General features: G+C 41.9%; 24 protein-coding genes. 19 read left to right on the top strand and 5 right to left on the bottom strand.

The window, feature by feature from the left end:
- Positions 1 to 57: 57 nt before the first annotated feature.
- Positions 58 to 651 carry an NAD(P)H-dependent oxidoreductase gene (locus FN809_RS00870; RefSeq protein ID WP_142531593.1) on the bottom strand — a complete coding sequence of 198 codons (594 nt, stop codon included), beginning with the start codon at positions 649 to 651 and terminating at the stop codon, positions 58 to 60.
- A gap of 224 nt (positions 652 to 875) precedes the next feature.
- Between FN809_RS00870 and FN809_RS00865 the strand changes: the two genes are divergently transcribed.
- The 9 genes from FN809_RS00865 (at position 876) to FN809_RS00825 (ending at position 9,872) form a co-directional block, all read left to right on the top strand.
- Entirely contained in the window at positions 876 to 3,815 is a 2,940-nt protein-coding gene (locus FN809_RS00865; RefSeq protein ID WP_142531592.1) for a DEAD/DEAH box helicase, read from the top strand.
- 126 nt (positions 3,816 to 3,941) lie between these two features.
- Positions 3,942 to 4,616: a head GIN domain-containing protein gene (locus FN809_RS00860; RefSeq protein ID WP_142531591.1), complete on the top strand. Its 675-nt coding sequence runs from the start codon at positions 3,942 to 3,944 to the stop codon at positions 4,614 to 4,616.
- A gap of 192 nt (positions 4,617 to 4,808) precedes the next feature.
- Complete coding sequence (locus tag FN809_RS00855) at positions 4,809 to 6,176, top strand: MATE family efflux transporter (RefSeq protein ID WP_142531590.1); 1,368 nt, start codon at positions 4,809 to 4,811, stop codon at positions 6,174 to 6,176.
- A gap of 316 nt (positions 6,177 to 6,492) precedes the next feature.
- Positions 6,493 to 6,897 (top strand): DUF134 domain-containing protein, encoded by a 405-nt coding sequence (locus tag FN809_RS00850; protein ID WP_185957388.1) that lies wholly within the window; start codon positions 6,493 to 6,495, stop codon positions 6,895 to 6,897.
- 125 nt (positions 6,898 to 7,022) lie between these two features.
- Entirely contained in the window at positions 7,023 to 7,343 is a 321-nt protein-coding gene (locus FN809_RS00845; RefSeq protein WP_142531589.1) for a NifB/NifX family molybdenum-iron cluster-binding protein, read from the top strand.
- 7 nt (positions 7,344 to 7,350) lie between these two features.
- Positions 7,351 to 7,692: a NifB/NifX family molybdenum-iron cluster-binding protein gene (locus FN809_RS00840; RefSeq protein WP_142531588.1), complete on the top strand. Its 342-nt coding sequence runs from the start codon at positions 7,351 to 7,353 to the stop codon at positions 7,690 to 7,692.
- Positions 7,693 to 7,694: 2 nt separating this feature from the next.
- Positions 7,695 to 8,588: a nucleotide-binding protein gene (locus tag FN809_RS00835; protein WP_142531587.1), complete on the top strand. Its 894-nt coding sequence runs from the start codon at positions 7,695 to 7,697 to the stop codon at positions 8,586 to 8,588.
- Entirely contained in the window at positions 8,566 to 9,429 is an 864-nt protein-coding gene (locus tag FN809_RS00830; protein ID WP_142531586.1) for an ATP-binding protein, read from the top strand. Before FN809_RS00835 ends, FN809_RS00830 begins: the two co-directional genes overlap by 23 nt.
- Before the next feature lie 32 nt (positions 9,430 to 9,461).
- Positions 9,462 to 9,872 carry an acyl-CoA thioesterase gene (locus FN809_RS00825; RefSeq protein WP_142531585.1) on the top strand — a complete coding sequence of 137 codons (411 nt, stop codon included), beginning with the start codon at positions 9,462 to 9,464 and terminating at the stop codon, positions 9,870 to 9,872.
- Between the two features lie 67 nt (positions 9,873 to 9,939).
- Here FN809_RS00825 and FN809_RS00820 read toward each other — a convergent pair whose 3' ends face one another.
- The 4 genes from FN809_RS00820 to FN809_RS00805 form a co-directional block, all read right to left on the bottom strand.
- Positions 9,940 to 11,547, bottom strand: coding sequence for a fumarate hydratase (locus FN809_RS00820; RefSeq protein ID WP_142531584.1), 1,608 nt, complete (start codon positions 11,545 to 11,547; stop codon positions 9,940 to 9,942).
- A 307-nt stretch (positions 11,548 to 11,854) separates the two neighbouring features.
- On the bottom strand, positions 11,855 to 12,637 hold the full coding sequence (locus FN809_RS00815; RefSeq protein WP_142531583.1) for an O-methyltransferase: 783 nt from the start codon (positions 12,635 to 12,637) through the stop codon (positions 11,855 to 11,857).
- Positions 12,638 to 12,688: 51 nt separating this feature from the next.
- On the bottom strand, positions 12,689 to 13,486 hold the full coding sequence (locus FN809_RS00810; protein WP_142531582.1) for a patatin-like phospholipase family protein: 798 nt from the start codon (positions 13,484 to 13,486) through the stop codon (positions 12,689 to 12,691).
- A gap of 82 nt (positions 13,487 to 13,568) precedes the next feature.
- The gene (locus tag FN809_RS00805) at positions 13,569 to 14,516 is read right to left on the bottom strand and encodes a hydrogen peroxide-inducible genes activator (RefSeq protein WP_142531581.1); all 948 of its coding nucleotides are present in this window, start codon (positions 14,514 to 14,516) and stop codon (positions 13,569 to 13,571) included.
- A gap of 165 nt (positions 14,517 to 14,681) precedes the next feature.
- Between FN809_RS00805 and FN809_RS00800 the strand changes: the two genes are divergently transcribed.
- The 10 genes from FN809_RS00800 (at position 14,682) to rsxA (ending at position 25,015) form a co-directional block, all read left to right on the top strand.
- Positions 14,682 to 15,149 carry a Dps family protein gene (locus tag FN809_RS00800; protein ID WP_142531580.1) on the top strand — a complete coding sequence of 156 codons (468 nt, stop codon included), beginning with the start codon at positions 14,682 to 14,684 and terminating at the stop codon, positions 15,147 to 15,149.
- A gap of 117 nt (positions 15,150 to 15,266) precedes the next feature.
- Entirely contained in the window at positions 15,267 to 16,463 is a 1,197-nt protein-coding gene (gene purT / locus FN809_RS00795) for a formate-dependent phosphoribosylglycinamide formyltransferase (protein ID WP_142531579.1), read from the top strand.
- Positions 16,464 to 16,903: 440 nt separating this feature from the next.
- Positions 16,904 to 19,003, top strand: coding sequence for an ATP-dependent DNA helicase RecG (gene recG, locus FN809_RS00790; RefSeq protein WP_142531578.1), 2,100 nt, complete (start codon positions 16,904 to 16,906; stop codon positions 19,001 to 19,003).
- A 375-nt stretch (positions 19,004 to 19,378) separates the two neighbouring features.
- Positions 19,379 to 19,807 (top strand): SoxR reducing system RseC family protein, encoded by a 429-nt coding sequence (locus FN809_RS00785; RefSeq protein ID WP_142531577.1) that lies wholly within the window; start codon positions 19,379 to 19,381, stop codon positions 19,805 to 19,807.
- Between the two features lie 16 nt (positions 19,808 to 19,823).
- Positions 19,824 to 20,855 (top strand): Fe-S cluster domain-containing protein, encoded by a 1,032-nt coding sequence (locus FN809_RS00780; protein ID WP_142531576.1) that lies wholly within the window; start codon positions 19,824 to 19,826, stop codon positions 20,853 to 20,855.
- A gap of 2 nt (positions 20,856 to 20,857) precedes the next feature.
- Positions 20,858 to 22,189, top strand: a complete 1,332-nt coding sequence (gene rsxC / locus FN809_RS00775) for an electron transport complex subunit RsxC (protein WP_142531575.1) — start codon at positions 20,858 to 20,860, stop codon at positions 22,187 to 22,189.
- A gap of 31 nt (positions 22,190 to 22,220) precedes the next feature.
- Positions 22,221 to 23,222 (top strand): RnfABCDGE type electron transport complex subunit D, encoded by a 1,002-nt coding sequence (locus FN809_RS00770; RefSeq protein WP_142531574.1) that lies wholly within the window; start codon positions 22,221 to 22,223, stop codon positions 23,220 to 23,222.
- A gap of 9 nt (positions 23,223 to 23,231) precedes the next feature.
- Positions 23,232 to 23,858, top strand: a complete 627-nt coding sequence (locus FN809_RS00765; protein WP_142531573.1) for an RnfABCDGE type electron transport complex subunit G — start codon at positions 23,232 to 23,234, stop codon at positions 23,856 to 23,858.
- Positions 23,855 to 24,439, top strand: coding sequence for an RnfABCDGE type electron transport complex subunit E (locus FN809_RS00760; protein ID WP_142531572.1), 585 nt, complete (start codon positions 23,855 to 23,857; stop codon positions 24,437 to 24,439). Before FN809_RS00765 ends, FN809_RS00760 begins: the two co-directional genes overlap by 4 nt.
- A 3-nt stretch (positions 24,440 to 24,442) precedes the next feature.
- Positions 24,443 to 25,015: an electron transport complex subunit RsxA gene (gene rsxA, locus FN809_RS00755; protein ID WP_142531571.1), complete on the top strand. Its 573-nt coding sequence runs from the start codon at positions 24,443 to 24,445 to the stop codon at positions 25,013 to 25,015.
- Positions 25,016 to 26,032: the final 1,017 nt, after the last annotated feature.

The following is a 26,032-nucleotide window of genomic DNA, read 5'->3' as shown; positions in this document are numbered from 1 at the left end:
TCCATTAGCATTAGCACTTATTTTTATTGCCCCTTTATTATGAATTCTATGTTGGGCTTAATTTCTCTCACTAATAAAAAGCTCCTTGTAGTATTCGATGGTATTGTCAATGTAACCTTGCTTTTCTTCTTCGGTGGCTGTCATTATTTGCGGATAAAAAAAATGCTGCATTACCTCCATATCGCAAAAACCAAATACCTGGTGCCCCTGTGTATCGGTGAAATTGGGCAACAGGTTTTCTTCGTCGTCCTTTGTTATCCCGTTACCCATGGAGGTGTGCATCACCACTCCACGCCCGGTGAGCTGTCCTTGAATACCATCCACACCGGCGCGATAAGCAAAGCCATACGAAAATACCCGGTCGATATAACCTTTTAAGATGGCCGGAAATGAAGCCCACCAAAGCGGATAAACGAATGAGATAATATCGGCTTCCTCTATATACGCTTGTTCCCTATCCACATCTTCGGACAGCACACCTTTTTTTAATTCTTCTAATTCCTTTTTTGTTAATACAGGATTAAAACCCATAGCATATAAATCTCTTACTACTACTTTATTTAGGGTTTCTGAATAGGACTTTATACTGTTTACCAATTTATTTGAGAAACTATCGGAGGATGGATGTGCATATACAATCAAATGTGTCATTAGTTACTTTTAAATAGTTGTAAATAAAATTGCTTATTTTTTCTTACTTGAACTGTTTAAACACGGATAAGTACAATTTGTTTTTAAGTTATTTATCGCTTAAAATGTTGTAAATATTAAATAGTGGCTTTAAGAAAAGGCCAAAGATTATAATTATTCAACTCATCCTACTATTTTTACCCTCTTATTTTATTCACTGATAAAAATAACAAGCCAATTGTTGAATGGATAAATTCATTGTTGTACTAACCAAAAACAGGCATCTGGGCATGCTTGCTGTACCTTATCTTGCCGAAGATCTGGCAGATTCGTCGTCCTTGACCCTGAACGAAAAGGTAAACACGGAGAACCCGGTGTGCCACGGATACGATTTTTCGGCCAAGGAACTGGATTTGTTAAAAACACTAAACAAACTGAGCGACAGGTACCTATTCAGGTTATTTTCGAAGGACGATAGTATAAAAGCATTTTATGACAATCTGGATCAAAATAATTTTGAAAAATTCATCCGACCACATATTGAAAAATACATGTCGGTCTGTTTCGATAAACTGGCCAAATGTCCGCAGGTTCCTATTTATTTTAAGGATAGTGGGTACAGCAACCTCTACAAATCGGATGTAATATCGATTTACGAAAAAGATGTGGAGCCGGTTTTTTATTTCGACCTAACGGGAGATGGCCTCGATTATTCCTTAAAGCTTAAGCTGGCCAAAGGCGACCTTGCTTTAACGCACAAAAAACCCATCATCATTACCCATTCGCCCTGCACCTTGCTCATCCGCGAGAAACTTTATCGCATACCCGGCACCGACAGTAAAAAATTCTTGCCTTTTTTTGAGAAAAAACATATTAAAGTAGCATGGCGCAGCGTGCCCAAATACATGGATACTTTTGTGACCAATGCCATAAAAAACCATCACGTGGTTGCCTCTGGCTTCACCATTAACGAAGATGACACCCGACCTACCGCTTCTTTGTGGTTAGAACGCGACATCACCCACCTTACTGTTTTGGTTTTGAAGTTCAAGTATGCTCAAAAAGAATATCTGGCCAATAGCCATTCCGGCGTTGCTGTTCAACTTAACCATCAAAATAATAAACCAGGTTACGATAATTATGTGTTCACCAAATACCAACGGGATATTACCTGGGAAAACAGCATCGTAAACTTGCTTACCTCCCTGGGACTGAAGCAAAGGAGCGGAGCCCAATTTGTTCCTTATGAAGAGTCGGAAACTGCCGAAACTACTGTTTCGATAGTAAGCTGGCTGCAGGAAAACAGGAATACACTACACAAAAAAGGAGTGCCTGTGATACAAAAAAAATTGGACAGCAAATATTTTATCGGCGATTTTAGTTGCCATTTCGAATCGGTAAAAAAAAGCGATTGGTTCGATTTGCAAATGAGGGTAAAGGTGGGGGAATTTGAAATTCCGTTTATGAAACTACGTAAATGCATTATTAATGGTATTAACGAATACCACTTACCCAATGAGCAAATATTTATTATACCGCAGGAATGGTTTACTAAGTATGGCGACATCCTCACCTATGCCGAAGAAAAGGATGGAAAGATAAGGTTAAGCAGGATGCGCTACGGCCTGCTTGACCATCCTACTGACCAAAAATATACAGATATAAAAAGCATATCCTCCCAATCGGATATCCCGGTACCCGCATCGCTCAATGCTACTTTGCGAAGCTATCAACTCCAGGGTTATAAATGGATGCATTATTTGCACGAAAATAATTTTGGGGGCATCCTGGCCGACGACATGGGCTTGGGCAAAACATTGCAAACCATTACCCTATTGCTCAAAATATATGAGCGCCATGGTTTAAAGCCAAACGAAACCCGGCCTCCGCAACAAATAAACCTGTTTGAACCCTCTACTATTGAAGGTTTTAATACGAGTGCGCTACCAACCAGCCTTATCGCCATGCCCACCTCACTGATACATAACTGGTTGAGCGAGTTTAAAAAATTCGCACCTTCCTTAAAAGTATATATCTACACCGGAGCAAACAGGTTAAAATCGAAGGAGATAGGCCGTATTATTCGTCACTATCATGTAGTACTGACTTCGTATGGCATCGTACGTAACGACATTGAATACCTGCAACATTACAAGTTTCATTATTTTATTTTAGATGAAAGCCAATACATCAAAAACCCCGGTTCAAAGATATATCAGGCCATTACGCAAATCAATTGCCACAAAAAAATAGCCCTTACCGGAACGCCTATTGAAAACGCCCTTACCGATCTATGGGCACAGATGAACTTTGTAAATAAAGGCTTATTGGGGGGGCTTAGCTTTTTTAAACGTCAGTTTGTAACACCCATTTCAAAAGCCAATAGCGAAGAACAGGAAGAAAAACTGCAAAGACTCATCTCGCCTTTTATTCTTAGAAGAACCAAGGACAAAGTGGCCACAGAACTACCACCCATAAGCGAACAAGTAGTTTATTGCGATATGACAAAAGAGCAAAAAAAAATATACGAATCAGAAAAGTCGGGCATACGAAACGAACTACTTAAAACCTTTGAAAACCAGAGCACTGACAAATCAACATTCCTGGCTCTGCAAGGCTTAACCCGATTGCGGCAAATGGCCAACCATCCCAGACTGGTAGATGCCGAATACAAAGGGGAATCGGGTAAATTTAACCTTATCATCAACAATCTGAAAAGTATTGTACAGGAAAAACATAAAGTACTTGTTTTTTCTTCCTTTGTTAAAGATTTAGAACTGATAGAAGAGGTGCTGCTGAAGCAAAAAATAAATTACAGTAAGCTTACAGGTAGCACCAAAAACCGCCAGCAGGTGGTAGATTACTTTGAAAAAACCAACGATTGCCGAATTTTCCTTATCTCGCTTAAAGCCGGAGGGGTGGGTTTAAACTTAATAAGTGCTGATTACGTTTTTATGCTGAACCCCTGGTGGAATCCGGCTGCCGAAGCACAAGCCATAAACAGGGCACATCGTATTGGACAAACAAAAAGCGTTTTTGTATATCGTTTTATTTCAACGGGTAGCATTGAAGAAAAAATTAAAAAAATGCAGGAACACAAATCCGAGTTGGCAGACACCTTTATCAATTCTAACAATCCGTTTAAAAACCTGGACGAAACCGAAATTAAAGCATTGTTTTTATAACACTTACTATCGCATGGTACAGATTTTGATTGTGCAGCAGGTATCATTAAAACTAACGAAAGAAACGTATGTTGATGCTGTATTTAAAAACAGCGGAATAAATTAAACAAACATTTAAAACAATTCATGATGAAAAAACTATTTTTAGCACTGGTTCTGTTCGGAATCCTCACAACTGTCTTTGCCCAGGATAAAAAAAGCCAGCAACGTAACATTGGCACATTCAACGAATTAGATGCCGGAAAAGGCATTAACGTTACACTAATTGAAGGCGACAAGGAGAAGCTGGTAGTAGAAATAAAAAACGCCGACCTGAGCGACGTAATTACCGAACTAAAAGGGCGCAGACTGGAAATTAAGCTTAAAACAAAAATATACAAAGATGTGGCCGTGCAGGTATATGTAACGTACAAATCGATAAAAGCCATAAAAACCGGAACGGGTGCTTTTGTTGACGCCAACAACGTAATACATGCCGAAAACCTTGATTTGAGAGCCGGATCGGGTTCCACCATTATTTTGGATATCGATACCAGAACAGTTTCTTCCTCCCTCTCGTCGTCTAAGATAGAGCTAGCAGGGAAAACCGAGTTCCAGGATGTAAAAACCAATACCGGGGGCAAATACATCGCCAACATGCTTACCAGTAAACAAACTTTTGTAAAAGCAAGCACCGGTGGCACAGCCTGGGTAAACGCCACAGAAAAGCTGGAGGCAAAAACAAATACCGGTGGAAGAGTTACCTACAACGGCAACCCCGAAAAACTAATTCTTAACGGAAACGTAGAAAAAGAAGAGTAAAACATTAGGACGGAGCAAAAGGTTCTTTGATGAATAGCTTGGACTCGTATCATATTCCGGATAAATTAAACCTGCACAGATTAAATTTCCTTTTTTAGATGTTTAAGCCACTTTTTACAATTTAACGGGGATGTATTGTTACCTTTGCACGCTGATTTTGCAAGTTGGCACATGATGTTCTAATAAAAACGAATGGGTAAATTAGGGAAAATTACAGCCTTAGAATTTGAATCGATTCCCAAGTTATTGTGGAGTTACTTTCTACCTGCTTTTGCCGGGGTTATCATTAATTCGCTTTATAATATTGTAGATCGGATTTTTATAGGGCAATATGTTGATGCACTTGCTTTGGCAGGCTTGAGCGCTATTTTCCCCATCATGATTATTATGATGGCCTTTGGCATGTTGGTAGGGATGGGCGCTGGCGTGCGCATTTCTATTAACCTGGGTAAAAAGGACTATAGCAGGGCAGAGTTGGTTTTGGGCAACGCTTTTATTATGATGATAATAGTGTCGGTATTAATTACCGTGATAGGCTTTACCATAAGCCATCCCTTATTGCAATTTTTTGGTGTAAACGAACAAACCTACACCTATGCACAAGAGTATCTTCACATTATTTTAATGGGAACCGTATTTAATATTCTCGGCTACGGCTTAAACAACCTGATACGTTCCGAAGGCAGTGCCCAAATTGCCATGATATCCATGCTTATTAGTGCCGGACTAAATATACTGTTGGATTATATTTTTATTGTGCGCTTACAGATGGGTGTAAAGGGGGCGGCTTACGCAACGGTTCTGTCGCAAGTCGCATTAACCACATGGGTAATAGCCCATTTTAAAAGCTCACGTTCTGTCATCCAACTTCGGGCACGCAGTTTAAAACTGACCCGTAATGTGGTTTGGTATATTGTAAGCATCGGCTTTGCACCTTTTAGCATGCAAATAGCCTCCAGTGCAGTATTTGGCATTTACAATATTCAACTCATCAAATACGGAAGCGACATGGCAATTGGGGCTATGGGGGTTATCATCAGTATTTCCATGTTAATGGTGATGACGGTAATATCCATTACCATGGCCAATCAGCCCATCATCGGGTTTAACATAGGTGCTAAAAACTACAAACGAGTAAAAGAAACTTTACGTATCTCCATTATTGCGGCTACAGTTATTTCTATTGCAGGATTTGCCATAGCACAACTAATGCCAGGCGCCATTATTAAACTGTTTAATAATAAAGATGCCGAACTACTAAGGATTGGTACACAAGGCTTACGCATTTTTTTAATGGTCTTGCCATTAATCGGTTTTCAAATCGTTATTGGCAATTATTATCAATCAATCGGCAAAGCCGGCATATCGGCCTTTCTGTCCGTTTTACGCCAGGTTATCTTTCTCATTCCGCTCCTGTTTGTCCTGCCCAATTATTTTGGCTTGGCCGGTGTTTGGCTGTCAGCTCCGGTATCGGACACTATGTCAGCTTGCGTTTGTGTATTTTTTACGGTCTATGAGTTCCGCAAATTAAATAAGGCCATCGCCTTGCAGACCCCTTAACCTGAACTATTCATAAATTTTCCGAAATATGAATATAGTTCAGAACTTTCCGCCCAAGCCCCCGTTTTTTTTACAGGGTTAAACCCCTGTCTGCATCAGGCAAGCAACATAGCTGAATTTTAATTTTTTAAAAAAAACAGGAGTAAAACTTAGTCGTTAACTGAGGTAGAAATAATTCTTTAATAATTTGGATTCAACCTAGGTGTTCATCAATCCGTAAAAAAAATAATTTTTTCACACTGAAAACTTTTTAATGAGAATATTCTCATTACTTTTGTGGCGAGAATATTTTCGTTACTATTTTTTAAAAGCTTACATGGCACGCAGAAAAAGGTTGAGAAAAGTGGTTGCCCCACCCAAATTTGAAGGATACAAACCCTATGGTAACCGAGGAGGATCAAACGGTTCAGTGGATTTGTTGTACGAGGAATATGAAGCCATAAAACTGGCCGACTACGATTTGATGAACCATCACGAGGCCGCATTGCTAATGGGTGTTTCGAGACCTACTTTTGCCCGTATTTATGAAAGTGCCCGACGTAAAATAGCCGTTGCTTTGGTAGAAACCAAGGAAATTAAATCGGTATTTGGCAATGCCAGCTTAGAAGGCAATTGGTATTTATGTGACAAATGTAATGCTAAGTTTACACTGCCAAAAACTTCGATAGGTAGCCACTGCCCTTTATGTAATTCCCCAACAATAGAATTGTTACAAGCTTAAACTAAACGAAGCGAAGGAGTTCAACGTATCAAGATATGATTTGTCTGCCGGCAGGAAGCGTATAAAGATGCATCATTTTATTTTGACACTAAACCCCTGATACTTGATACTAAATACTAAAAAACATGAAAACAGTAATCACATCATCCGGCGATAGTTTATCATCATTATTCGACATGAGATTTGGCAGAGCCGAATACTTTTGCATCTACGACAGCAAAACGGGAGAAAGCAAATTTCTTAAAAACGAGAATAAAGACAACAGCTCCGGTGCAGGCGTTAAAGTGGCCGAGCGTATGATAGAGCTCGGTATCACCCAAGTTGTGTCGGGCGATTTTGGCCCCAAAGCCAAAAACTTATTGGATAAGTTTAATATTCAAATGGTTATTCTGCAAAATGCAGGCTTAAGCATAGATGATATCGTACAAAAAATGAAAAATAAATAAGAATAAGATGATAAAAAAAATAGCGATTCCCGTGGACAATGAAGATGTATTGGATGCCCACTTTGGTCATTGCCAATACTTTTATATAAGCACCGTTAACGATGGGCAAGTCGTATCTACCGAAAAACTGATACCGCCACCACACGAGCCAGGGGTTTTACCTAAATGGCTGGCCGAAAAAGATGTAAGCGATATTATAGCTGGCGGAATGGGTCAAAAAGCCATTCAGCTGTTTAATGCCAACAAGGTGAATGCCTTTGTAGGTGCACCTAAACTAAGGGCCAAAGAGCTGGTGGAAGGTTTTTTAAACGGCACCTTGTCTTTTACCGGCAACTACTGCGACCATTAAAAATGAGTTGCAAAATAGCCGTGGCGAGCGGTAAAGGAGGAACGGGTAAAACAACCGTGGCAGTGAGCATCTATCATATGTTGGCTCAAACCAGCAAGGGCAAAGTGCAACTGGTAGATTGCGACGTAGAAGAACCCAACGACCTTATCTTTTTTGACGATGCAGAGGAGGCAGGTGCCGAGGATGTATTGCAGATGATACCTGCAATTGACACAGAAAAATGTACCTTCTGCCGTAAATGTGCCGAATACTGCGAGTTCAACGCCATTGTAGTATTACCCACTGCCCAATTTGCGGAGATAAACTCCTCGCTGTGTCACTCGTGTGGAGCTTGCCTGGTGGCATGCCCAAGCAATGCAATAACGGAGCACCCCCACCCTATCGGGAAAATAAGCCACTACAAAACCAAAGTTGGCGAGGGCTTGCTGGAAGGGAAGTTAAACATCGGTTCGGCTATGCAAACCATGCTTATTCGGGAACTCAAAAAAAAAGTAGCTCCCAACAGGGAAATTGTAATTTATGATGGTCCTCCCGGCACCAGTTGCTCAGCAGTGGAAACAACCATCGATGCCGATTATGTGCTGTTGGTTACAGAACCCACCCCATTTGGCCTGCACGATTTAAAAATAACCGTGGAACTGATGAAACAGCTCAATAAAGCCTTCGGCATAATCATTAATAAAGCCGGCTTAGGCAATGAAGATATTTACCATTACATCCGGCAAAACAACTTGGAATTGTTGGGCGAAATACCTTTTGCAAACTCCTTTGCTTCCAACTATGCACAAGGGAAGTTACTGGAAACATTGCCACCGGAAATAACAAAAAGTTTAAAAAATGTATTAAATCGCTTGCAAGCCAAAATTTTATCCCATGAAGGAAATAACCTTACTTAGTGGAAAAGGAGGAACGGGCAAAACGACCCTCACAGCAGCTCTGGCTTCTATAGCTCACAAGGCTGTTCTATGCGATAACGATGTAGATGCCGCCGACCTACACCTGATACTCCATCCTAAAGTACGCTGTAAACATGTGTTTCAAGGGGCATGGCAGGCGACCATCGATTCAAACAAATGCACACAATGTGATGCGTGCATAACAAATTGCAGATTTGATGCCATCCATATGAATGCCACAGGATATCCTGAGGTAAACCCAATCAGTTGCGAAGGCTGTCGTTTATGCGAACGTATTTGCCCGGCAAATGCCATTATTTCCGAACGAAGCCAAAATAACTATTGGTACGAATCGGACACCCGCTTTGGCCCCTTGGTGCATGCCCGCATGGGACCGGGCGAAGAGAACTCCGGCAAATTGGTTTCTACCGTACGCAAAAAAGCCAGAGAAATTGCCAAAGAAATCCAAGCCGACTTTATTATAAACGACGGCCCTCCCGGAATTGGGTGCAGTGTTATCTCGGCCTTATCCGGTACCCATTTACTGGTACTGATTACAGAACCCTCGCAGTCGGGGCTTTATGATGCCAAACGTTTGGTACAATTGGCGCAATCGTTTAACATTCCGGTAAGGGGCATCATCAACAAAGCCAATATCAACAGCGAGATGACCCGGATGATCAGCCAGTTTTTCGACAGCGAACAAATACCCGTACTGGCTCATATACCGTTCGATAAAAATGTGGTGCAAGCTATGATTGAAGGTAAAACCATTGTTGAACATGACAGCACATCCGAATTAACTAGATGTGTGCAAAAGATATGGGAACAGATTAAGTAAAAATAAAAACAACCCCTAAAAAACTTAAACAAATGATAGAACACCATTTTAACATAAGGCCAACCTACAACGAGGTGGATCAAATGGGCTACGTGTACCATGCTAATCATGTAAGTTATTGCCATCAGGCACGCACCGAAATGTTACGCACGATGGGTATCCATGATGCAAAATTAGAGAGCTGCGGTATTATGATGCCGGTTATTTCCTTTAACATCCAATACAAAAACCCGGCACACTACGATGAGCTTCTTACCATTACTACACGGATAAAAGAAATACCTAAAGTTAAATTCATGTTTGCGTATGAGATAAAAAATGAACTGGGCAAATTGGTGAGCAGGGCCAATTCGGAAGTAGCTTTTGTAGATATTGTTTCGCGCAAACCGATGGCAGCACCAAAAATTGTTACAGAAGGCCTTAGCAGCCTCCTACCCATTTAAAAAATAATATCGTTCCCGATACACCTGTAACCGAGAACGATATATTTCTTATCTGCCCACAGGGCGTTTACTTCATATCTGCAAAAAAATCGTTTCCTTTATCATCCACAATAATAAAGGCAGGGAAATTTTCAATACGTATCTTACGTACCGCTTCCATTCCCAGCTCCGGGAAATCAATTACTTCTACCGATTTAATATTCGTTTTGGCCAATATGGCCGCAGGGCCACCTATTGAACCTAAATAAAAACCACCATATTTTTTACAGGCATCCGTAACCTGCTGCGATCGATTTCCTTTGGCCAACATAATTAAAGATCCACTTTTACTTTGAAAATCAGCTACGTATGGATCCATTCGTCCGGCAGTGGTAGGTCCAAAACTGCCTGATGGCATTCCCTTGGGTGTTTTGGCCGGCCCTGCATAATATACAGGATGGTTTTTCATGTATTCGGGCATTTCTTCGCCCCTATCCAGCATGGCTTTAATATTGGCATGGGCTATATCTCTGGCCACAATTAAGGTGCCTGATAAATTCAAGCGGGTTTTAATGGGATATTGTGTCAACACCTTTAACACCTCCTCCATGGGCTGATCCAAATCAATATCAACAGCAGGAGCCAGCTCGGGTGCCCTTTCGGGTACAAACCGTGCAGGATTCTTTTCCAACTGCTCTAAAAATATGCCTTCTTCGGTTATTCTGGCCTTGGCGTTACGGTCGGCACTACAGCTAACCCCCAAACCAACGGGGCAGGAAGCAGCATGGCGCGGTAAACGAATTACCCTTACATCGTGCACAAAATACTTACCGCCAAACTGTGCGCCTATCTCGCTGTTCTGACATATTTTCAATACCTTTTCTTCCCATTCCAGATCACGAAAAGCCTGCCCGTTATCATTACCTTCGGTAGGCAGATGATCCAAATAACCTGCCGATGCTTTTTTTACCGTAGCCAGGGTAGCCTCGGCCGATGTGCCTCCAATAACGAGTGCCAAATGGTACGGCGGACAGGCGGATGTACCCAGGTCTTTAATTTTTTCTTTTACAAAACGGCTTAGGTTTTCCTCTGTCAACAAACTTTTAGTCTGCTGATATAAAAAAGTTTTATTGCCTGAACCTCCCCCCTTGGTCACGAACAAAAACTCATATTTATTGCCCTGCTCGGCATAAATATCAATTTGGGCCGGTAAATTGTTGCCCGTATTTTTTTCCTCAAACATGTTTTGGGGCACTACCTGCGAATAACGCAGATTTCTATCTTTGTATGTATCGTAAATACCTTTGGACAGATGCTCGGCGTCACATGCACCAGTATAAACATCTTCACCCTTTTTGGCCAATACAATAGCTGTACCGGTATCCTGGCAGGTTGGCAACTCCCCTTCGGCCGATACAACCTGGTTCATCAACATGGTATGTGCAACAAACTTATCATTATCCGACGCTTCCTCATCTTTTAATATGTTGGATAGTTTTTCGAGATGTGAAGGGCGCAAATAAAACGAGATATCCGCAATGGCTTCCTTTGCCAGAAGTTCGAGCCCTTTGGGGTCAACTTTCAAAATTTTTCTCCCGTCCACCTCAACGGTTGAAACATAATTTTTTGTCAACAGACGGTATTCGGTGCGGTCTCCATTTATAGGAAATGGCTTTTGATAAATAAACTCAGACATATCTATCTAAATATTTTAATGATTAATACAGACTTATTTTGCGTTAGCAAAGTTAACAAAGTAAAACAGAACTGTTCAGGTTAAAATCTCAAATTATTAAATGTTGTATAGCAATGTTCCGGATTAATCACATGGATCGTTATACAGGTAATGGTGGGCGGATAAAGTATCATTGACGATTAACAGAAAACAGATGGCATTTGGCTGCTAAACAATAATCCTGAGACAGGTAAAGCCACTCAAAAACAGGCATATAATACAGTTTGATGGCTTTTTACATTATTTTTCGAATAACAGCTAAATAGAATTAGCTCCATTTCACCACGCCATGTATCTTTTCCATATCCTTTTTTAATATGACTATACCAAAATCGAAAAAATCAAATGAAGCAGCTACCGAGGGATGGCCTATGATCTGGTTCCAAGCTTTAGTCATTCCTGCCGACCAATAAATATCGTCAAAAATAAACAGAGCCGATTCCGATGCTTTAGGCAGACACATATTAAAATACATTAAGGTTGCCATGTAATCGTGATGCCCATCAAAGTAAACCATATCCAGCGCAGGTAGCACATGAATCAGTTTTGGCAATTCATTTTTAAAGCTCCCAACATGTTGTGTGACATTCCCGATTCCTTCGGCTTTAAAATTTCGTTCTGCTATTTTTGCAATTTCGGGGCAGCCCTCTATTGTATGAACCCGAGTACTTGGATTTCCCATTGCCAGGTATAAGGTGCCCAAACCCAGCGAAGTACCCAGCTCTATAATGGTTTTTGGCTTAAAGTAAGCCACCATACGAAACAATAATTCTCCCTGTTTTTTTGAGCTGGCATTATACTTTACAAGATGACGAACGGAACGCTTGTTGTTTTTAAATTTTTTTGATCCGGCCCCCAAATCAGTTATCTCAAATTTTTGCTTAGACCTAAGCAGGGCAGTTCGAATTTTGCTTATAGCTGTAAAGTTATAATATGGATAAGTCTCCCAAACTACCCTATCGAATACATCAGAAATAAAAGAAGAGTTTTTCGGTCTGTACTTTGTTTTTAATCTATACCTTAAGTAAGATTTTATCAGATACCAGTTCACCTTAAAAAATTTGTATGCTAAGATAGATAAATTGCAAAACGACACAAACCATTACCTGGCTATCTTGTTTGCTGGTTCACCAAACTCAGGCAATATAAACCGCTCTATAACCTTTTGCGTTGCCGTATAACCTACCTCAATAAGCTCATCTATCTTAAAATAGTCCCATAACGAATAATTGATAATATCACGGGGTTCAATAAAAAAGTCGCAGTACGAACGGCTATGTAAAACATTTTGCGATACAGACAAGTTAAAAACCCTTTCACCCACTTGCTTGGCCGATTCCACTTTATTGTCGCGGCTTACCGGATTCACATTTGAACCGATGATAAAATCACACTCTCCTAATAAAGCCTCGGCAGGCAGGTTATGAAATACACCACCATCTACGTACATGTAGCCATCCAATTGAACCGGCGCAAACACAACGGGCAATCCGGCACTGGCAATCACCCAATCGATGAGCTTATCCCCCTTTTGAATAATTTGACCTTTACCCAGATTCAGATTGGTTACAGCCACAAAAAAATGACGCTGCAACTTATCAAACTTATTGTGACCAATGTATTTAAGTAAAATTTCCTTTAAGCCTGCCAAACTTAAAAAACCGGGTTTAAACCATTCTACCTTAAACCATTTAAATATTTTTTCATCCTTAAATAAAGTAGCTATTTCGTCGGCTTTGAGACCCGCCGCAAACAGCACACCTACGATAGCCCCCATACTTGTGCCGGACACATATGCCGGTTCAATCTTATATTCTTCCAGTGCTTTTAACACCCCAATATGCGCTATACCTCTGGCTCCACCTCCACTAAGCGCAATTCCTATTTTTTTATTATCCATTACTGCAATTTTTAATATTCAAGATAAAATGGCTTTCTTATTGAGTCCTACAGAACAATGTGTGTTTATTTAGATGAATTGCTCACTTGCGCCACTCCACTATATGTCCATGTTTTTTGTTGAGTAGGTGTTGCGGTACAGATTCTCTTATACAGTCGAACAACACATGGAGCAGCTGCTGCTTTGCAAAGTTACGGGAGTAGACCATGCTCACCTCGCGCAAGGGATCGCTATCTCCAATATTCTTAATCCGGGCATATTTATTATTGCGTACCTTATCATCAACCGAAAGCTCAGGCAGCAGGGTATAGCCTCCTTCTATTTCCACCAGCTTTTTTATCGTTTCTAATGAACCACTTTCGTAATCAATAGAATTTTCATCTCTCATTTTATCGCGAAACGAACAAAGATTAACTACCTGACTTCTAAAACAATGCCCTCTACTTAACAACCATAAACCCTCTACGTCCATATCTTCGGAATCTATCTTTGGCAAAGCTGCCAGAGGGTGCTCATTATTGACATACAAAAACATACGCTCATAAAAGATGGTTTTCTCCCGGATACCTTTCTCATTCAGTGGTGTAACCAACAGGCCTACATCCACCGTATCTTTATTCAACTGGTCGATGATATCTTCCGACAATAATTCCACTATTTTTATTTTTACGGTTGGGTACATGCGCGAAAATGAGCCCACAAAAAGGGGTAGCAGATAGGGTGCCAGTGAAGGAATAATAGCAATGCTCAGCTCACCATCCATGCGGTTGGTAAACTCTTGCACTAAGTTATAAATTCGTTTATTCTCTGCCAGGGTTTTACGTGCCTGTTCCACAATAGCTTTACCCACATGCGTAGGCACCACGGGTTGTTTACTCCGGTCGAATATCATCACCCCCAACTCTTCTTCCAGTTTTTTCACCTGCATACTTAAAGTAGGTTGCGACACAAAGCATTTTTCGCTGGCCGTTACAAAATGGCGGTAGGTATCTACGGCAACCACATATTCTAACTGTGTTAAAGTAATCATTCCTATTTTTTTACTACACACCACTTAAACCATTCGCAATCAGATGTCATAGTTATAATCTATACACATATCAAAACATTCGATTTGATTGATGATTTAAAAATGTACATATTTGTACTACAAAATAAAACAAACGAAAAGTTAAATACTAAAAATTTAAACGAAATGAAGAATTTAGTTGGATTAGACAAGGAGAAAACAAAAGTATTGGCCGAAAAGTTAAATGAGCTATTGGCCGATTATCAACTTTTTTATCAGAACCTAAGAGGTTTTCATTGGAATATCAAAGGACGCGATTTTTTTGAACTGCATACTAAATTCGAGGAGTTTTACGACGATGCTGTGGTAAAAGTAGATGAAATTGCAGAACGAATTTTAACCCTTGAGGTAGAGCCACTTCATACTTTTAGCGATTATTTAAAAACCGCAACTATTAAAGAAGCAAAAGGCATAAGCGGAGGGGATAAAGCCGTTGAAGTGGTAGTGGACAATTTTGCCACTTTAGTATGCTTAGAACGTGAGATACTTGCCCTGGCCGGCGATGCCAACGACGAAGGAACCGTGGCCTTGATGAGCGACTATATAGCCCAAACCGAAAAAACCCTTTGGATGCTGAACTCGTATTTAAAATAAGTACTATCAAGCAAAAATTTTTGAAGTAAATTATAATCAAACGCAAAGACATATCGCAAGTCTTTGCGTTTTTTATTTTAATAAATCTTATTTTTGTGCTTCCCAAAAAAATAACACATGAACCCAACAACCAATAAAAGCATAGGTACGCCCTTATCAGCTAACGCAACCAAAATAGTATTATTAGGCTCGGGCGAACTGGGTAAAGAAGTGGCTATTGAATTTCAGCGCTATGGTGTTGAGGTAATTGCCATTGACCAATATAAAAATGCACCAGCCATGCAGGTAGCACACCGTAGCTATCAGGTATCCATGCTGGATGGGATAGCTTTGGCCAAAATAATCCGCGAAGAGAAACCGCATTACATCATACCCGAAGTAGAGGCCATTGCAACCGACACCTTGTTAGAGCTCGAAAAAGAAGGTTTTAATGTGATACCCACCGCCAAAGCCACCCAACTGACTATGAATCGTGAAGGCATAAGAAACCTGGCAGCAGATGAACTCGGGTTGCTTACGTCACCTTACCAATTTGCCGGAACAAAAGAGGAGTTTGAAGCAGCTATTGCAAAAATAGGCTTCCCTTGTGTAGTAAAGCCTATCATGAGTTCATCGGGAAAAGGACAGAGCATAGTAAAAAGTGAAGCGGATATCGACTACGCCTGGAATCATGCCCTTAAAGGTGCCCGCGCCAAAAGCGACCGCGTTATCATTGAGGGCTTTGTGGATTTTGATTACGAAATAACCCTGCTCACCGTCAGTCATATTAACGGTGTTTCTTTTTGCGCCCCCATTGGACATAGGCAAGAGGGTGGAGATTATAAGGAATCGTGGCAACCACAGGCCATGAGCCAAAAAGCATTGGCCCATGCACAGTTAATGGCCAAAAAAGTGGTGAAAGCCTTGGGAGGAAGAGGCTTGTTTGGTGTGGAGTTTTTTGTAAAAGGCGACATGGTTTATTTCAGCGAACTGTCGCCTCGACCACACGATACCGGCATGGTGACTATGATTTCGCAGGATTTGAGCGAATTTGCCCTGCACGCGCGTGCCATACTCGGATTGCCCATACCCAACATCGTACAGCATGCCCCAGCTGCCAGCAGCGTGATTATGGCAAAAGGAAACTCAACACAGGTGAGTTTTACGGGGCTGGAAAATGCTTTGACCGAACCCGACACCCAAATAAGATTATTCGGAAAACCGGGGGTGCAAGGCGAACGGAGGATGGGTGTATGTCTGTCCAGAGGTGCGTCTATTGAAGAAGCCCGCGAAAAAGCGAACCGCGCAAGTGAAGCTATTGTGATTGGTTTATGATATAAAATATAAACTACTCGGTACGAATTTTCCATGCAGTACCAAGAGTTTCACCGGAGTATTGTCATCAAAATCATTACAAGGTTGTAGGAGTTGACTTTTTGGTTTTGGTCAACGCTTTCAAAGCTGACGATAAGACATTCCTTTACCCCCCCCGGTAATATAGGGCCTTATTATACCGTAACACCTAGGGTGTGCGTGGCAATGTATCATTAATTGAAGTGTCTCTTTTTTAAACCATGAAACCTTAAGTAGGCTGGGATTACGTTTGGAACATTGTTACTAATCCGTTATTTTTGACCTTTGGTAACTGTATAAATGATTATGGTTTTGCAAAGTCTAACAGCTGGCTATGAAGCTATTTATGTTGTACCATTTGCATGTAAGTCTATTATCTACCAGTCTCTTGTATCTACAATCTAATTTGTTTTAATGGCCTTATGTCGGAATTATCCACAAAAGATATAACCTATTTGCCCGGTGTAGGCCCCAAGAGAGCCGAACTACTCAAGAAAGAACTCAAAATTCAATCGTATGAGGATTTGCTGTACCATTTCCCCTATAAATATGTGGATAGGAGTAGAACTTATAAGATAGGTGAGATAAGCAGCACTTCGTCGCACATTCAACTGCGAGGTAAGGTTATTTCACTCAACAGCATGGGACAAGGACGGTCGCAGCGTCTGGTAGCCAAGTTTGCCGACGACACAGGCGTAATAGAGCTGGTGTGGTTTAAATATATTAAACAAATAAAATCCGGGTTGGATCCCAAAGCCGAGTATATTATCTTCGGCAAACCAAGTAAATTCAACCAGAGCTATAATATCGTTCATCCCGAAATGGAAAAAGTGGACAGCGCCAAACCGAAAATAACCTTCGGCCTGCAAGCTTTTTACAATACCACCGAAAAGATGAAGAACAGCTACCTGAACTCCAAGACCATACAAAAGATGCAGCAAAACATCTTCCTTTCATTTCAGGGAGCCCTATCCGAAAGTCTACCTGCCTATATCATTCAGCAATACAAATTGATGCTACTAGACAAAGCATTGCGTACAATTCATTTCCCAGCCGATTCGCAGGTGTTGCAGCAGGCTCAGTTTCGCCTGAAGTTCGAGGAACTATTTTATATTCAGCTCAGCATCCTACGGCTAAAAACACAACGTAAGCTAAATATCAGCGGGCATACCTTCACCACCGTTGGCGATTACTTCAATCATTTTTTTCACCATAATTTACCCTTTGAGCTTACCGGAGCCCAAAAACGTGTTATACGGGAAATCAGGCACGATGTAGGCTCAGGAAGGCAGATGAACCGTCTGCTGCAAGGCGATGTGGGCAGCGGTAAAACCATGGTGGCTCTTATGGTAATGCTCATTGCATTAGATAATAACTTTCAGACTTGCCTGATGGCACCTACCGAAATACTCGCCTCGCAACATTTCGATTCTATCATCGAATTATTACAAGGGATGGATTTAAACGTAAAGCTGCTGACCGGTTCGAGCAAAAAAAAGGATCGGGAGCAGATTCATGCCGAACTACAATCGGGCAAGCTGCAAATACTTATAGGTACACATGCCCTACTGGAAGATGTAGTGAAGTTTAAAAACCTGGGCATGGTCATCATCGACGAGCAGCACCGCTTTGGGGTAGCCCAACGTGCCCGGCTCTGGAAAAAAAATAGCATACCACCGCATGTATTGGTGATGACGGCCACACCCATTCCCCGCACCCTGGCTATGACGGTTTATGGCGACCTCGATGTGTCCGTAATTGATGAGTTGCCACCGGGCCGTAAACCCATACAAACCAAACATTATTTCCATAACCACCGTAACAACCTCAACCGGTTTATTAAAGCCGAAATTGATAATGGACGACAGATATATGTGGTTTACCCTTTGATAGAAGAATCGGAAAAGATGGATTATAAAAACCTGGCCGAAGGACTGGAATATATGCAGTCCGCTTTTCCGGAATATACCACAGCCATGGTACATGGTAAGATGAAACCGGCCGAGAAAGATGCAGCCATGCAGGAGTTTACCAGTGGCCGTGCTCATATATTAGTAGCCACCACCGTAATTGAGGTGGGTGTTAACGTGCCCAATGCCTCCGTAATGGTTATCGAAAGTGCAGAACGCTTTGGCCTCTCGCAACTGCACCAGTTACGCGGCAGAGTGGGCCGGGGAGTCGACCAAAGCTACTGCATTTTAATGACAGGCCATAAACTAGGCGAAGACAGTAAAAAGCGCATGAGCATCATGGTAGATACGAACGATGGCTTTGAAATAGCCGAGGCCGACATGAAACTTCGTGGTCCCGGCGACATGGAAGGTACACAACAGAGCGGTCTGCCCTTCGACCTGAAGATAGCTAACCTCACCCGCGATTCCCAATTGCTGCAACATGCCCGTAACGTGGCTAATGCCATCCTCGACAAAGACCCCACGCTCGAAAACCCCGAAAACCAAATACTCAAACGGCAACTCACCAAACTGGCCCGCCAAAAGCTTAACTGGAGCCTTATAAGCTAGAACGTTTACTCACAACAGCGGAGGCAACTTTAAGTCGCAACCGGAGGGATGAACGGTTCACGCTTCTACAACCACGAATTAAACCAATTTAGCGAATAAATTACCTGCCGCAAACCCTACTGCGCAGCAGTTCCATTCGCGTCATTCGCACCATTGGCGGTTCAATTAAATAGCTTTATCAAAGCTATCAGCAAAAACAAATTAAAAAAACAATCACCTCATTTCTGCAAATTGCAATCTCTACGTTGCACTATTCATCAGCCTTTTGCAATGTCCACATTGCACTTTTCTTTATTTATACCAATTCCAAATTACAAAATTGGCTTTTCTGTACTATCCTATTAACTACATTTGTTCTGAAATTTTTAAAACACGATGTCGAAATTGAACTTTGTTGAGCATACAGGATATATAGAGGCGATAGATAAGAGCCAGGTCAAAGTACGTATTTTAAGCGAGTCGGCATGTGCATCATGCCATGCTAAGGGAGCCTGCAACGCAGCCGATATGAAAGAAAAAACAATTGACGTTAGCCCCTTTGGCTTTAACAATTTAAGCGTTGGTAAAAAAGTCATTATTCAGGGACAAAAATCACTTGGCTTAAAAGCCTCGTTAATAGCCTACATCTATCCATTTGCATTGGTATTCATCACTTTATTTGTGGTTTACGGAATTACAAAAAGCGAGGGAATTGCAGGCATAGCATCATTGGCCATATTAATCCCTTATTTTTTTGTGGTTAAGATGTACACACCCATGCTCAAAAAAACATTTGTGTTTACAATTAAAGAAATAATAGAATAGATAAAAGCTAAATAAAATGAACGTAGTAGTCATAACTATTTTAACACTCGCAGTACTCGGAACGGTTGCTGCACTGGTGCTCTATTTTGTGGCACAGAAGTTTAAGGTTTTCGAGGATCCGAGGATAGACTTGGTAGAGGAGGCCTTGCCGGCTGCCAACTGTGGTGGCTGTGGACTTCCGGGTTGTAGGGCTTTTGCCGAAGCTTTGGTAAAAAGCGACGATATATCGGCCCTCAACTGCCCCGTTGGTGGTGCCGACACCATGAACACTGTAGCAGAAATATTGGGCAAAGAGGCCAGCACCGCTGCCCCGCTGATTGCGGTAGTGCGTTGCTTTGGCACCTGCGATAACCGACCCAAAACGAACCACTACGATGGTGCCGGCTCCTGTGCTGTATCTGCATCGCTATACGGTGGCGATACCGGTTGCTCCTACGGTTGTTTAGGCGAAGGGGATTGCGTAGCCGCCTGTAACTTTGATGCCATGTATATGGATCCTGACACCGGCCTGCCGGTAATTAAAGATAACTGTGTAGCCTGTGGTGCTTGCGTGGATGCCTGTCCCAAAGATATTATTGAACTACGCAAAGTAGGTCCTAAAGGTCGCCGCATTTTTGTTTCGTGCATTAACAAGGATAAAGGGGGTGTAGCCAGGAAAGCCTGTGATGTGGCCTGTATCGGTTGCGGAAAGTGTGTTAAGGTATGTCCGTTCGATGCCATAACGATGGAAAACAACCTGGCCTACATCGACTACGAAAAATGTAAACTCTGCCGTAAATGCGTTCCCGTTTGTCCTACAAATGCCATTCACGAAATTAACTTCCCACCACCAAAGGTAAAACCCGCCGCAGAATCGGCGAAAAAACGGGTTACCGAAAAAGCTGTTGTGGACAAACCGGCTGCGAATAAAGGGGCGACTGAAAATCCCATTGCTAATACAAACGTTTCTGAAAAAACAAGCACAAAACAACCGACTAGTAGCCAATCGGCTGATGCGGTAAAAAAAGATAACAACAAATCTTCGGATAATAAAAATAAGGAGGAATAGACGTGTTAAAAACTTTTTCACTCGGAGGCATTCATCCTCCCGAAAACAAATTTTCGGCGGGTAAAAAAATTGAGGTACTACCCGTACCCGCTCAGGTGGCTGTACCCATAGCCCAGCACATAGGAGCCCCCGCCATTCCGGTGGTTAAAAAGGGCGATGCTGTAAAAGTAGGCACTTTGCTCGCCAAGTCGAGCGGCTTTGTTTCTACTAACATTCATTCCCCGGTATCGGGCACTGTGTTTAAGATAGATAAAATATTGGATGCCAGCGGATACAAAAAAGAAGCCATTATCATAAAAGTAGAAGGCGACGAATGGGAAACAAACATTGACCGAAGCCCCCAACTGAAAAAAGAAATCACCATCAGTGCCGAGGAAATTATAAAAACCATTGCCAATGCCGGAATCGTAGGTCTTGGCGGGGCAACTTTCCCCTCGCATGTTAAGCTTTCCATCCCTCACGGAAAAACATGCGATATACTGATTGTTAACGCCGTGGAGTGCGAACCCTACCTGACAGCCGACCACCAATTGATGTTGGAAAAAGGTGAAGAAATATTAGTGGGCACGCAAATTTTTATGAAAGCCTTAAAGATAGATAAGGCCATAATTGCTATTGAAAACAACAAGCCCGATGCCATCAAGCATATGCAAACGTTAGTTTTGGGCTATCCCGGAATAACGGTTGAGCCTTTAAAGGTTCAATATCCGCAAGGAGGCGAAAAACAGCTGATAGACGCCTGCATCAAACGTCAGATTCCATCGGGCAAGTTGCCCATTGAGGTAGGTGCCGTAGTTCAAAATGTGGGAACCACCGTAGCTGTTTATGAGGCGGTACAAAAAAACAAGCCCCTGTTTGAGCGCATAGTTACCGTTACCGGCAAATCAGTGTCCCAGCCATCCAATTTTTTAACCCGCATAGGTACACCTATTAGTAGTTTGATAGAAGCCGCAGGGGGCCTGCCAGATGATACAGGTAAAATAGTGGGCGGTGGCCCCATGATGGGCAAGGCCTTAGTGAACACTGACATCCCCGTTACCAAAGGTAGTTCCGGTATTCTTCTCATAAAAGATAAGGAAAGCAAGCGCAAACCCATGCAAAACTGTATCCGTTGCAGCAAGTGTATAACCGTATGCCCCATGGGTCTGGAGCCTTATTTACTAATGACCGTAAGCGACAAAGCCATGTATGATATGGCCGAAGAAAGAAAGATTATGGACTGCATCGAGTGTGGTTCGTGCAGCTACACCTGTCCATCTAATCGTCCCTTATTGGATTACATCCGTCTTGGCAAAAGCAAGGTAGGACATATAATGCGCAGCCGAACCAAATAAATAGCTAACGACATAGATAAACATTTTTAATATGAATACATTAACTATTTCACCTTCGCCGCACATTCACAGTGGCGACAGCGTGAAAAAAAATATGTACGGAGTAGTTATTGCCCTTGTTCCGGCACTGCTCGTTTCTTTCTACAACTTTGGACTGGGCGCCTTTGTTGTAACTGCCACAGCCGTTGTATCATGCATGCTTTTTGAGCATCTGATTCAGGTGTATTTAATGAAAAAGGAAACCACCGTATGGGACGGTTCGGCTATGATAACAGGCTTACTGCTGGCTTTTAACATACCCAGCAACCTTCCCATCCATATTATCATTATCGGAGCACTGGTTTCTATCGGAATCGGTAAAATGTCGTTTGGCGGATTAGGCAGCAACCCTTTTAACCCTGCTTTGGTGGGGCGAGTTTTCTTGCTGATCTCTTATCCCGTACAAATGACCTCATGGCCTGTTCCCAAAAACCTGCCTTTTACCTATACCGACGTTACAACCAGCGCCACACCACTTACCGTGATGAAAGAAGCCATCGCCAGTGGCGAATTACCCACCAATGTACTGGACCAAATACCCAGCTACCGCGATATGTTCCTGGGGCTCCAGGGTGGCAGCGCCGGCGAAATGGCAGGTATAGCTATATTAATAGGATTAGCCATCATGCTTTTCCGTAAGATAGTTACCTGGCACATACCCACTGCGGTTATTGCTACAGTATTTATTTTTACGGGTATCCTGCACTATATCAACCCCATGATGTATGCCCCCCCTATGTTCCACCTACTATCAGGAGGTTTATTTTTGGGAGCCGTATTTATGGCCACCGACTATTCCAGCTCGCCAATGAGTAAAAAAGGAGGGATCATATTTGCTATCGGCATTGGTGTAATTACCGTAGCCATACGGGTATTTGGTGCCTATCCTGAGGGTATTTCATTTGCCATACTGATAATGAATGCCTTTGTTCCTTTAATCGATAAATATATAAAACCAAAACGCTTCGGCGAAAAACCGGCTCATGCCAAATAATTAACAATCATGGCAAAAACAGAATCAACATTAATAAATATGGTGCTTGCCCTGCTTATAATTACATCCATAGCAGGAGCGAGTTTGGGCATGGTTTATAAAGTAACCAAAGAACCCATAGCCATGGCCAAATTGGCCAAACAACAAAACGCCATTAAAGAGGTTGTACCGGGGTTCGACAATAATCCTACTGACGATATGTACCAACTGACCTCGAAAGAGGGATATATCCTACAAGTTTTTCCTTGTAAAAAAGGAGACGAACTTTTAGGTGTGGCCATCTCCTCCAAAACGGATAAAGGCTTTAGCGGCGAAATTAAAATAATGGTGGGTCTGAAACCCGATGGTACCATTATCAATTACGCCGTGTTGGAGCACAAAGAAACACCGGGTCTGGGCACCAAGATGGACGATTGGTTCCGGGGCGACAATCCTTCACAATCCATCGTAAACCGTGATCCGGCGAACACCAGGATGAGCGTTTCGAAAGATGGCGGCGATATTGATGCCATTACTGCTGCCACCATCAGTTCCAGGGCTTTTTTAGATGCCATTATGATAGCTTACGATACCTACAAAGAAAAGGCTGATGCCCAAAGCGCAGTGCCAACATTACAGAAAGGAGACCAATCATGAATAAGTTACCCATTTTTACCAGAGGTTTTTTTAAGGAGAATGCCGTATTTACCTTACTGTTGGGCATGTGCCCCACGCTGGGTGTAACCTCCTCAGCCATCAACGGTTTGGGTATGGGACTGGCCACTACCTTTGTGCTTATAATGAGCAACATAGTGGTTTCCCTGATTAAAAATTCCATTCCCGATAAGGTGCGCATCCCCGCCTTTATCGTTGTCATCGCCTCCTTTGTAACCGTGGTGGAGCTTTTGATGCAAGCCTACCTGCCTGCCTTGTTCGAGTCCCTGGGACTTTTCATACCCCTTATCGTAGTTAACTGTCTGGTATTGGGCCGCGCGGAAGCTTTTGCTTCAAAAAACAACTTTTCTTCCGCTTTCCTCGATGGAGCCGGAATGGGTCTGGGGTTTGCCATGGCACTCACCATGCTAGGCGCCATCAGGGAGTTTCTGGGCAGCGGTAAAATGTTCGACATGGTAATATTCCCCGAAGAATACGGTATGTTGGTGTTTGTATTGGCGCCGGGAGCGTTTATAGCCCTGGGCTATTTAATTGCAGTAATCGATAAACTTAAAAAAGCCTAACAAATGGAATATGTAATTATATTTATAGCGGCCATATTTGTTAACAACATTGTACTGGCCCAGTTCCTGGGAATATGTCCGTTCCTGGGGGTATCAAAAAAAATTTCTACGGGTATCGGTATGACAGGTGCCGTTACCTTTGTAATGGTTATCGCCACCATAGTTACTTATTTGGTGCAAAAATTTGTGCTGGAGCCGTTTAATGTGGGCTACCTGCAAACTATCTCCTTTATTTTGGTGATTGCCTCATTGGTGCAGTTGGTAGAGATTATCCTGAAAAAGGTAAGTCCTCCCTTGTATCAGGCCTTAGGTGTTTTCCTGCCCCTGATTACCACCAACTGTGCTATCCTGGGTGTGGCCATCATGACCATTCAAAAAGACTTGAATCTATTGGAAGCCGTTGCCTTTTCAACTGCCAATGCTATTGGCTTTGGTTTGGCTCTGATTATTTTTGCCGGCATCCGCGAACAATTGGATCTGGTAGATCTGCCCAAAGGAATGAAAGGAACACCCATAGCTCTTTTGGTGGCCGGGATACTGGCGCTGGCCTTTATGGGCTTTGCCGGGATGGTGTAAGGAAAGGTGCATCCATTAAAACATTGTAGGGCATGTCGGTTGAAGGCATGCCCTTTTTTTATGTAGTAGACCCAAGCTTACTTAGCTTATCCCTATTCAGTAATTTTACACAAAAAGTTTCATTTTTAAACCACAAGGACTATCATAATCCATTGAAAAATACAGTCAGATGTATAGTTATTCAGGGAAACCAGTCCTCCACCACTCTACCCCAATTTACTTCTTTAAGCAGATATTGGGGAGGCTTACAAAGGTTTTGTGTTTGAATGTGGGCAGTATTTGGTAGTATTATTATCAGCTCCGAAAAATATTCGGTTTAAGTATGCTGTTAAATCACCCATCTATTTTTTCTTAATCAATTGCAAGGAGAAGGTCTTAAGACCTATTGCCCACAGCGGACATTTAACCAGGGTGAACCTACTTCTGCTTTGTATGCTAATTTTCATGAACATATGATTCCAAAATATAAGAAATATGTTTATACCATTTAACCTTCATTTGATTTTACATTGTGTAATTCCAAAGCTTGAATATTTGCATTAGGCAGTTAGGTGGTTGCATGAAATGTCGTTAGCTTTTAAATGCGCGGAACCCATTCCTAATTACTACGCTATACCTTTATGACGTTTGATAGAAGACGGGCTATTTAATACAATTTCTGAATAGAGAAGGTTCAATAAATTACTGCGTTACCAATCTCATGTTACAATAGAATCGCATTAATTCAAATCTATTAATCGATAGTCTTTAATCTATGTCGTTTTATGCTACACTATTCTGATATATTATTGACTTAGTGAAATTTACATAAATTACACTATACAGCTTATTAACCTATGCTTTTAACTTCTGTTATTTTTATCAATACTTATCTGTTATCCGTCAAAGTACTGCAACCGGCAAGTGGCACTATCGTAGTATAATAATATATAAAAAGTAGAACACCCTAAGCTTGCTGTTGCTTAAAACAAAGCTAGGAAGGATCAGAACAGGCTATATGGATATTTCAAATCTATT

The sequence above is a fragment of the Saccharicrinis carchari genome (assembly GCF_900182605.1).
Classification (GTDB): domain Bacteria; phylum Bacteroidota; class Bacteroidia; order Bacteroidales; family Marinilabiliaceae; genus Saccharicrinis; species Saccharicrinis carchari.
The sequence above is the reverse complement of the archived record's forward strand: the minus strand, read 5'-3'. Positions and strand labels throughout refer to the sequence as shown.

Excerpts from the sequence above, each read along its gene's own strand:
- FN809_RS00805 (WP_142531581.1), bottom strand. The coding sequence starts at position 14,516 with ATGATTACTTTAACACAGTTAGAATATGTGGTTGCCGTAGATACCTAC.
- FN809_RS00870 (WP_142531593.1), bottom strand. The coding sequence starts at position 651 with ATGACACATTTGATTGTATATGCACATCCATCCTCCGATAGTTTCTCA.
- FN809_RS00860 (WP_142531591.1), top strand. The coding sequence starts at position 3,942 with ATGATGAAAAAACTATTTTTAGCACTGGTTCTGTTCGGAATCCTCACA.
- FN809_RS00780 (WP_142531576.1), top strand. The coding sequence starts at position 19,824 with ATGAACGTAGTAGTCATAACTATTTTAACACTCGCAGTACTCGGAACG.
- FN809_RS00760 (WP_142531572.1), top strand. The coding sequence starts at position 23,855 with ATGAATAAGTTACCCATTTTTACCAGAGGTTTTTTTAAGGAGAATGCC.
- FN809_RS00785 (WP_142531577.1), top strand. The coding sequence starts at position 19,379 with ATGTCGAAATTGAACTTTGTTGAGCATACAGGATATATAGAGGCGATA.
- FN809_RS00855 (WP_142531590.1), top strand. The coding sequence starts at position 4,809 with ATGGGTAAATTAGGGAAAATTACAGCCTTAGAATTTGAATCGATTCCC.
- recG (WP_142531578.1), top strand. The coding sequence starts at position 16,904 with ATGTCGGAATTATCCACAAAAGATATAACCTATTTGCCCGGTGTAGGC.
- FN809_RS00845 (WP_142531589.1), top strand. The coding sequence starts at position 7,023 with ATGAAAACAGTAATCACATCATCCGGCGATAGTTTATCATCATTATTC.
- FN809_RS00825 (WP_142531585.1), top strand. The coding sequence starts at position 9,462 with ATGATAGAACACCATTTTAACATAAGGCCAACCTACAACGAGGTGGAT.
- FN809_RS00820 (WP_142531584.1), bottom strand. The coding sequence starts at position 11,547 with ATGTCTGAGTTTATTTATCAAAAGCCATTTCCTATAAATGGAGACCGC.
- purT (WP_142531579.1), top strand. The coding sequence starts at position 15,267 with ATGAACCCAACAACCAATAAAAGCATAGGTACGCCCTTATCAGCTAAC.
- FN809_RS00800 (WP_142531580.1), top strand. The coding sequence starts at position 14,682 with ATGAAGAATTTAGTTGGATTAGACAAGGAGAAAACAAAAGTATTGGCC.
- FN809_RS00850 (WP_185957388.1), top strand. The coding sequence starts at position 6,493 with ATGGCACGCAGAAAAAGGTTGAGAAAAGTGGTTGCCCCACCCAAATTT.
- FN809_RS00835 (WP_142531587.1), top strand. The coding sequence starts at position 7,695 with ATGAGTTGCAAAATAGCCGTGGCGAGCGGTAAAGGAGGAACGGGTAAA.
- FN809_RS00810 (WP_142531582.1), bottom strand. The coding sequence starts at position 13,486 with ATGGATAATAAAAAAATAGGAATTGCGCTTAGTGGAGGTGGAGCCAGA.
- rsxA (WP_142531571.1), top strand. The coding sequence starts at position 24,443 with ATGGAATATGTAATTATATTTATAGCGGCCATATTTGTTAACAACATT.
- FN809_RS00865 (WP_142531592.1), top strand. The coding sequence starts at position 876 with ATGGATAAATTCATTGTTGTACTAACCAAAAACAGGCATCTGGGCATG.
- FN809_RS00770 (WP_142531574.1), top strand. The coding sequence starts at position 22,221 with ATGAATACATTAACTATTTCACCTTCGCCGCACATTCACAGTGGCGAC.
- FN809_RS00765 (WP_142531573.1), top strand. The coding sequence starts at position 23,232 with ATGGCAAAAACAGAATCAACATTAATAAATATGGTGCTTGCCCTGCTT.
- FN809_RS00840 (WP_142531588.1), top strand. The coding sequence starts at position 7,351 with ATGATAAAAAAAATAGCGATTCCCGTGGACAATGAAGATGTATTGGAT.
- FN809_RS00830 (WP_142531586.1), top strand. The coding sequence starts at position 8,566 with ATGAAGGAAATAACCTTACTTAGTGGAAAAGGAGGAACGGGCAAAACG.